Below are 6,760 nucleotides of genomic sequence, written 5' to 3' on the forward strand. Positions count from 1 at the left end.
GATGAGAGTGCAGGAATCGGCGTACGGACGCTTCGGCTCGAGCCTGCGGGACCTGCCGCGCTTGCGATCGGCCCGCCGGGGACGGTCGTCCAGTTGGGACCGCAGCGGCGGCAACGACGACCGGGTGACCGTCGAGCCCGGACAGACCGTCCGGCTGGCCGAGGTGAACGGCCCCGGCGCGATCACCCACATCTGGTGCACCGTCGCGGTGGAGAACGGGGACGGTCCGTGGGCGGTGGAGACCGACTACCTGCGCCGCCTGGTCCTGAAGATCACCTGGGACCACGCCGATCACCCCAGCGTCCTGGTGCCGCTGGGCGACTTCTTCGGCGTCGGGCACGCCCGTTCCACGAACTTCGTGTCCGCGCCGCTGCAGATGAGCCCGCAGGACGGCAAGGGGTTCAACTGCTGGTTCGCCATGCCGTTCGCCGAGGGCGCCACGGTGGAGCTGATCAGCGAACTCCAGCGGCAGAAGGTCTTCTTCTACTACTACGTCGACTACGAGACCTACGCCAGCGCCGACGACGACCTGGGGTACTTCCACGCCCAGTGGCGCCGCGAGAACCCCGCCCGGGGCAGGCCGCGCGGCGACGCGAGCGTCGCCGAGCACCTGCTGGAGGGCTCCAACCTCTCGGGCGCCGACAACTACGTGATCCTGGACGCGTTGGGGCGCGGGCATTACGTCGGTTGTGTGTTCAATGTGCACAATCTGTCGGACTCCACCGACTGGGACTGGTACGGCGAGGGCGACGACATGATCTTCATCGACGGCGAGCCCTGGCCGCCGCGGCTGCACGGCACCGGCACCGAGGACTACTTCAACACCGCGTGGTGCCCCGACCAGAGCTACCACGCCCCGTATCACGGCATCACCCTTCCCGGGCGCGACAACTGGAAGGGGCAGATCTCGCTGTACCGCTTCCACATCGAGGACCCGGTGATCTTCAACGAATCGATCAGGGTGACCATCGAACACGGACACGACAACAAGCGCGGCGACGACATCTCGTCGGTCGCCTACTGGTACCAGACCCTGCCGCACCGGCCCTTCGACCTCGCTGGAGTGACCGAGCGCCTGCCTCGGTCGGAATAAGGGCGGGTGGTGCCCGGAAACCGCTAGCCGGGCACCACCTCGCTCAGTCGGCGGACGCGGCGATCTGTCGCGCCGCGAGGAAATGCGCGACGTCGGCGGTGGCCGGGTACAGCCGGCGATAGCGCTGGTGGAACGCCTCGTACGTCTCGGCGCGCGCCGGATCGGGGCGCACCGTGTACTCCACCGGGTTCCACTTGCCGAAGTCGGCGTCGATGCCGACGCCCGTCGCGGCCAGCATCGCGTCGCCCAGACAGGCGCCCATGGTCCGAGCGGGGATGTCCTGGGCCTCGCCGGTGACGTCGGAGACGATCTGCGTCCACAGCCCGCCCTGGGTGCCGCCGCCGACGGCCACCAGCCGGTCGATGGCGCCGCCGGCGTCCCGCATCACCTCGAGGTTGTGCCGCACGCCGTGGGCGATGCCCTCCAGCGCCGCCCGATACAGCTCGGCGGGTCCATGCTGGAGCGTCAGCCCCGCGATCACGCCGCGCGCGTCGGGGTCGAAGATCGGCGTGCGCTCCCCGGCGAAGTACGGCAACAGCAGCAGCCCCCGGCTGCCCGGCGGCACCGTGGCCGCCGCGGCCACCAGCTCGGCGAAGTCGCCGCCGACCAGGCGCCGCAGCCAGTCGGTGATCGCGCCCGACGTCGCCATGCCCGCCGCCAGCGAGTAGGTGCCCGGCATCGCGCCGCAGGTGGTCCACAGTCCCGGGTGCGGGGTGGGGTCGTCGGCGACGTTGATGAGGAACATGGTGGTGCCGTACATGACCATGGTCTCGCCGGGGCGCGACACCCCGACGCTCACCGACTCCGCCCAGGCGTCCACCGTGCCCGCGCAGACCGGAAGTCCTTGCGGCAGACCGGTTTCGGCGGCGGCGCGCGCCGACACGGTGCCCACCACCTCGCTGGGCCAGGCCAGACGGGGCAGCGGCAGGCCGGGCGCCACCGTCTGTGCCCAGTCCGTCGCCCAGTCGCGCGTGCGGCGGTCGTACAGCGGGTCGCACTGGCTGGCCGAGTGGTGGTCGAGGACGTACTCGCCGGTGAGCCGGTGCACCACAAAGGAGCTGGCCATCAGCAGCATGCGCGTGCGGTCCCACACTTGAGGCTCGTGCTTGGCCAGCCAGCGCAGCTTCGGGCCCACCGCCTGGGACGACAGCGGCGTGCCGCCCCGGTCCATGATGGCCCCGGCGCCGAACTCGGCGTTGAGCTCCTCGATCTCGGCGCCGGCGCGGGTGTCCACGCCGTACAGGATGGCCGGACGCAGCGGGTTGCCGTCGGCGTCGGCGGGCAACAGGACGGGCCCGATGCCGCTGACGCACAGCCCGGCGATCTCGCGGCCGTCGGCGGCGCGCAGCAACTCGGAAGCGAGGTGGCGGAAGTCCGCCCACCACACCGTTTCGGCGTCGTGCTCGACCCACCCGGGGCGGGGCGTGGAGGTGTCGTGCGCGCGATCGGCGCGGGCCACCACCGTGCCGTCGGCGTCGACCAGGACGCCCTTGGCGCTGGAGGTGCCGATGTCGATGCCCAGTAGCAGGCTCATGCGTCCGATTCTCCGGCGAACTCGTCGAGGGTGACACCCAGTTCCTCGCACACGGCGCGCAGCTCGGCGCGGCGGTCGCCGGGCACGGCGTGGATGTGGTTGGCGCCGAAACGCGACAGGAACGTCGACGCCGGCGCGTCGATGCGGGCCCACGCGTGCGGCCATTCGGGGGTCGAGCGCGCCATCATCTCGGTATTGGTGGCGTCGTCGAACTCCACGAACTCGCCGTGCATCAGCTGCATGCGGTAGTCGCCGTCCAGACGGGTCAGTCGCGCCAGGGTCATCTCGCCGGGCGCGGCGATGTGCTGCACGGAGGCGCCGCCGGCCGGGAAGAAGAACACCTCCGGGAACAGGTGCACCCGGGCGAGGTTGACGGCCGGGTCGTCGCTGCGGGCGGCGAACCAGGTGGCGTGCTGACCGGAGTTGCACAGGTCCCACACATCGCGGTCGGCGTGGTAGTGGCGGACGTCGGCGAACAGCACCGGGGTGCGCGAGACGCTCTTGAGCAGCTGCATGGTGAGCGCGCCGTCCATATCGGCCTCGGTGGCGCACACGTGGGTTTCCTTGGGGCCGTTCCAGTCGTACGGGTCGTTGAGGAACGCCTCGGCGATGTCCATCGTGGCGAAGTACTGGGTCAGCTCGGGCTGGCCCTTGATGCCGCTGAAGTCCAGGTGCCACTCGTCGATCAGCGAGCGCATCGCGAGGTACGAACCGACCTGGCGCTCCAGCAGCTCCGGGGTGAGCTTCTTGCCGTCGTAGTGGACGTTGGCGTTGGCCTCCAACCATTCGCGGCCGCGCCGCTTCTCGGCGGCGTCGGCGAGGTCGGCGCGGCGGACGATCTCGTACTGGTCGATCTCCTCGACGTCGACGCCGAACTGGCGCTGCCACTGGTCGGTGTTGGCCACGGCGGTGTACATGCCCATGGGGCGCCCGCCGATGCGCCCGAAGGTGGAGCCGCGCAGGCCGGCCGCCGCGGCCGCCGCGGCGGCGCGCACCCCGATCGCCGCGATGAGGTCGCCGTCGGCGGCCTCGCCCCACAGGCGGGTGTGGCGCCGCCCGATCTGGTCCAGGGCGCCGCCCGCGGCCAGCATGCCCACCATGCCCGGCTGCGCGGGGTCGATGGTGGACAGCAGGAGCAGCGGGCCCGGGGTGGCGTCGGCGACCTGCATGGTGAAGTGCGGGAACGCCCACACCGCGTAGTGCAGCACCGTCAGATCCACCCGCTGCGCCGCCACCTCGCGGGCCACGGCGGTGGCCACGGTGTTGGAGGTGACCTGGGCGCCGCCGCGCACCACCTGGTGCCCCGCGGACTCCAGCGCCGCCACCAGGGCGTCCTCGTATCCCGTGATGAAGTCGCCGATGTCCTTTTGGACGTAGTCACGGCCGTCGGAAATGCTGATCACACCTATGCGCGCCACGGGTCCTCCTGTGCCGGGGTGGCAAATTGCCAAGAAATCGATTACTGGGCACGCTATGCTCTTGCCCGACGCACTGTCAATAGGCACGGCGGTTTTGCGAGCGGAGGATGACGACGGTGGCGACCATTGCCGACGTGGCGGCCCGCGCGGGATTGTCGACGGCGACCGTCTCCCGCGCCCTCAACGGGGTGTCCACCGTCGACCCCCAGCTGGTGAACCGGGTCCGCGAGGCCGTGCGGGAGCTGGGATACCAGCCGCACGGACCCGCCCGCAACCTGCGCCGCCGCCGCACCGACGTCCTCGGCCTCATCATCTCCGACGTGGAGAACCCGTTCTTCACCGCGATCGCGCGCGGCGTCGAGGACGTCGCCCGCGACGAGGGCTACTCGGTGGTGCTGTGCAACTCCGACGAGGACGCCGACAAGGAACGCCGCTACCTCGACGTCGCCGCCGCCGAGCGCATGGCGGGCGTGATCATCTCGCCCACCTCCGCCACCAGCCACAGCGGCGTCCCCACCGACGGCACCCCCGTGGTCGCCGTCGACCGCCCCCTGCCCGCGGGAAGCGGCGACTGCGTCCTGGTCGACACCCGCGAGGCCGCCAACGAGGCGACCGGGCACCTGCTGGGGCGCGGCTGGGGCCGCGTCGCGTGTCTCACCGGCCCCGAGGGGCTGGCCACCGCCGACGACCGCCTGGCGGGCTACCGCGACGCCCTGCGCGCCGCCGCCCTGCCCTTCGACCCCGCCCTGGTGCGCCGCGCCCCCTACCGCGCCGACGGCGCCCGCGAGGCCACCCGCGACCTGTGCGCGACACCCATCCCGCCCGACGGACTCCTCATCGCCAACAGCGCCATGGCCATCGGCGCCCTGGAAGCCTTGCGCGACAACGGCCTTCGCCCCGGACGCGACATCGGCGTGGTCGCCTTCGACGACGCGCCCTGGGCCACCCTGGTCGACCCGCCGCTCACCGTCGTCGCCCAACCCGCCTACGACCTGGGCACCACGGCCACCCGCCTCCTGTTGGCCCGCATCGCCGACCGCGCCCGCCCCTCCAGCACGACCATCCTCGGCGCCCGACTCATAGCCCGCGCCAGCTCCGCCGAGCGCTGAGAAGGCGCCCTCGAACGTCCGACCGTTCGAAGGCGCCCTCCCATGACTCAGGTCTCGAGCCCCGCGGCCGCCGCCGCGGCCTCGTCGACGACGACGGGGGTGTCGCTGTCGCCGTCCTCGACCCGCAGCGCGCCCGTCATGATCGCGACCACCTCGGACATCGAGTGGTCGGTCTTGTCGACCAGCGCGACGCGCTTGCCGAGGCGCTGGATGTGGATGCGGTCGGCGATCTCGAAGACGTGCGGCATGTTGTGGCTGATCAGGACCACGGCCAGGCCGCGGTCGCGGACCCGCCCGATGAGGTCCAGCACCTGGGCGGATTCCTTGACGCCCAGGGCCGCGGTGGGTTCGTCCATGATGACCACGTGCCGCGCCCACGCCGCCGCCCGGGCCACCGCGACGCCCTGACGCTGGCCGCCCGAGAGGTTCTCCACCGCCACTGACAGGCTCTGGATGCCGATCTGGAGCTCGCTCATGTGGCGGGCGGCCTCGGCGCGCATGCGCTTCTTGTCCAGCAGGCGCAGCGCGGTGCCCAGGGGTCCGTTGCGGCGGAGCTCGCGGCCCATGAACATGTTGGTGGCGATGTCGAGCGCGGGCGCCAGGGCCAGGTCCTGGTAGACGGTCTCGATGCCGTACGAGCGGGCGTCGGCGGGGGTGCGGAAGCGCACGGTCTCGCCGTCCATGGTGATCTCGCCCGCGTCGGGGGTGACGGCCCCCGACAGGGCTTTGATCAATGTGGACTTTCCCGCCCCGTTGTCGCCGATGACCGCCATGACCTCGCCGGGCAGCAGGTCGAAGTCGGCGCCGTCGAGGGCGGTGACGTGGCCGTAGCGTTTCTTAAGGCCGCGCGCGGACATCCGCGGTGCGTCGTCGTTCATCGGTTCCTCCTGCGGTAGATCTGGTCGAAGGTCACCGCGAGGATCACGAGGATGCCGGTGACGAGGATCTGGTAGATCGGCAGCACGCCCATCATCTGCAGGCCGCTGCGCACCACGCCGACGATCAGCACGCCCAGCAGGGTGCCCAGCACCGCGCCGCGCCCGCCGAACAGACTGGTGCCGCCCAGCACGACCGCCGTGATGGACTCCAGGTTCTCGGTCTGTCCCACCTTGGGGTCGCCGACTCCCGTGCGCGCCACCATGAGCAGCGCCGCGATGCCGTACACCAGGCCCGCCACCAGGTACACCGACTGGACGAGCCGCTGCACGGGCACGCCCGTCAGCCGGGTTCCCTCGAGGTTGTTGCCCGCGGCGTACACCCGGCGTCCCCAGCCGGTGTTGCTCAGGACGAACGCGAAGCCGATGAACAGCACCACCATGAGTATCGAGCCGTAGCTGATGCGGGCGTTGCCGAGCGGGAACGTCTCGCCCAGCCCCGTCAGCGTGGCGGGCACGCCCGTGATGGTGGCCTCGTTGGAGTAGATGTGGGTCAGCGCGTAGGCCACGTTGAGCATGCCGAGCGTGACGATGAACGGCGGCAGCTTCACCCGCGTGACGAGCATGCCGTTGGCCAGCCCGAACACGCCGCACGCCGCGACGCCCGCGACGATCGCCAGCACGGGCGGCAGCCCCGAGTCCACGGCGAGCTTCGTCATGACGATGCTGCC

At 71.3% G+C, this 6,760-nt stretch carries 6 protein-coding genes; 2 read left to right on the forward strand and 4 right to left on the reverse strand.

Going from position 1 to position 6,760, the window contains the following annotated elements; translation table 11 throughout:
- The first annotated feature begins 1 nt into the window (after position 1).
- A complete protein-coding gene (locus tag VE172_RS21880) occupies positions 2–1,093 on the forward strand; it encodes a glycoside hydrolase family 172 protein (protein WP_324804127.1) in 1,092 nt (363 codons plus the stop codon).
- 43 nt (positions 1,094–1,136) lie between these two features.
- On the opposite strand, the gene VE172_RS21885 is transcribed toward VE172_RS21880, so the two are convergent.
- Together VE172_RS21885 and VE172_RS21890 are read right to left on the reverse strand one after the other, a co-directional pair.
- A complete protein-coding gene (locus VE172_RS21885) occupies positions 1,137–2,627 on the reverse strand; it encodes an FGGY-family carbohydrate kinase (RefSeq protein ID WP_324804128.1) in 1,491 nt (496 codons plus the stop codon).
- A complete protein-coding gene (locus VE172_RS21890; protein WP_324804129.1) occupies positions 2,624–4,045 on the reverse strand; it encodes an L-fucose/L-arabinose isomerase family protein in 1,422 nt (473 codons plus the stop codon). The genes VE172_RS21885 and VE172_RS21890 overlap by 4 nt, the downstream gene beginning before the upstream one ends.
- Positions 4,046–4,161: 116 nt before the next feature.
- Here VE172_RS21890 and VE172_RS21895 point away from each other — a divergent pair, with 116 nt between their 5' ends.
- Complete coding sequence (locus VE172_RS21895; RefSeq protein ID WP_324804130.1) at positions 4,162–5,154, forward strand: LacI family DNA-binding transcriptional regulator; 993 nt, start codon at positions 4,162–4,164, stop codon at positions 5,152–5,154.
- Positions 5,155–5,201: 47 nt separating this feature from the next.
- Here the strand turns inward: VE172_RS21895 and VE172_RS21900 are convergent, their stop codons facing one another.
- Both VE172_RS21900 and VE172_RS21905 read right to left on the reverse strand, forming a co-directional pair.
- Entirely contained in the window at positions 5,202–6,032 is an 831-nt protein-coding gene (locus VE172_RS21900; RefSeq protein ID WP_324804131.1) for an ATP-binding cassette domain-containing protein, read from the reverse strand.
- Positions 6,029–6,760: ABC transporter permease (locus VE172_RS21905; protein WP_324804132.1), on the reverse strand; the 732-nt coding region annotated here is incomplete at its 5' end. The genes VE172_RS21900 and VE172_RS21905, both read right to left, overlap by 4 nt.

The sequence above is a fragment of the Stackebrandtia sp. genome (assembly GCF_035643755.1).
GTDB lineage: Bacteria > Actinomycetota > Actinomycetes > Mycobacteriales > Micromonosporaceae > Stackebrandtia.

Coding starts and splice junctions, on each gene's coding strand:
- VE172_RS21880 (WP_324804127.1), top strand. CDS start 2: ATGAGAGTGCAGGAATCGGCGTACGGACGCTTCGGCTCGAGCCTGCGG.
- VE172_RS21885 (WP_324804128.1), bottom strand. CDS start 2,627: ATGAGCCTGCTACTGGGCATCGACATCGGCACCTCCAGCGCCAAGGGC.
- VE172_RS21900 (WP_324804131.1), bottom strand. CDS start 6,032: ATGAACGACGACGCACCGCGGATGTCCGCGCGCGGCCTTAAGAAACGC.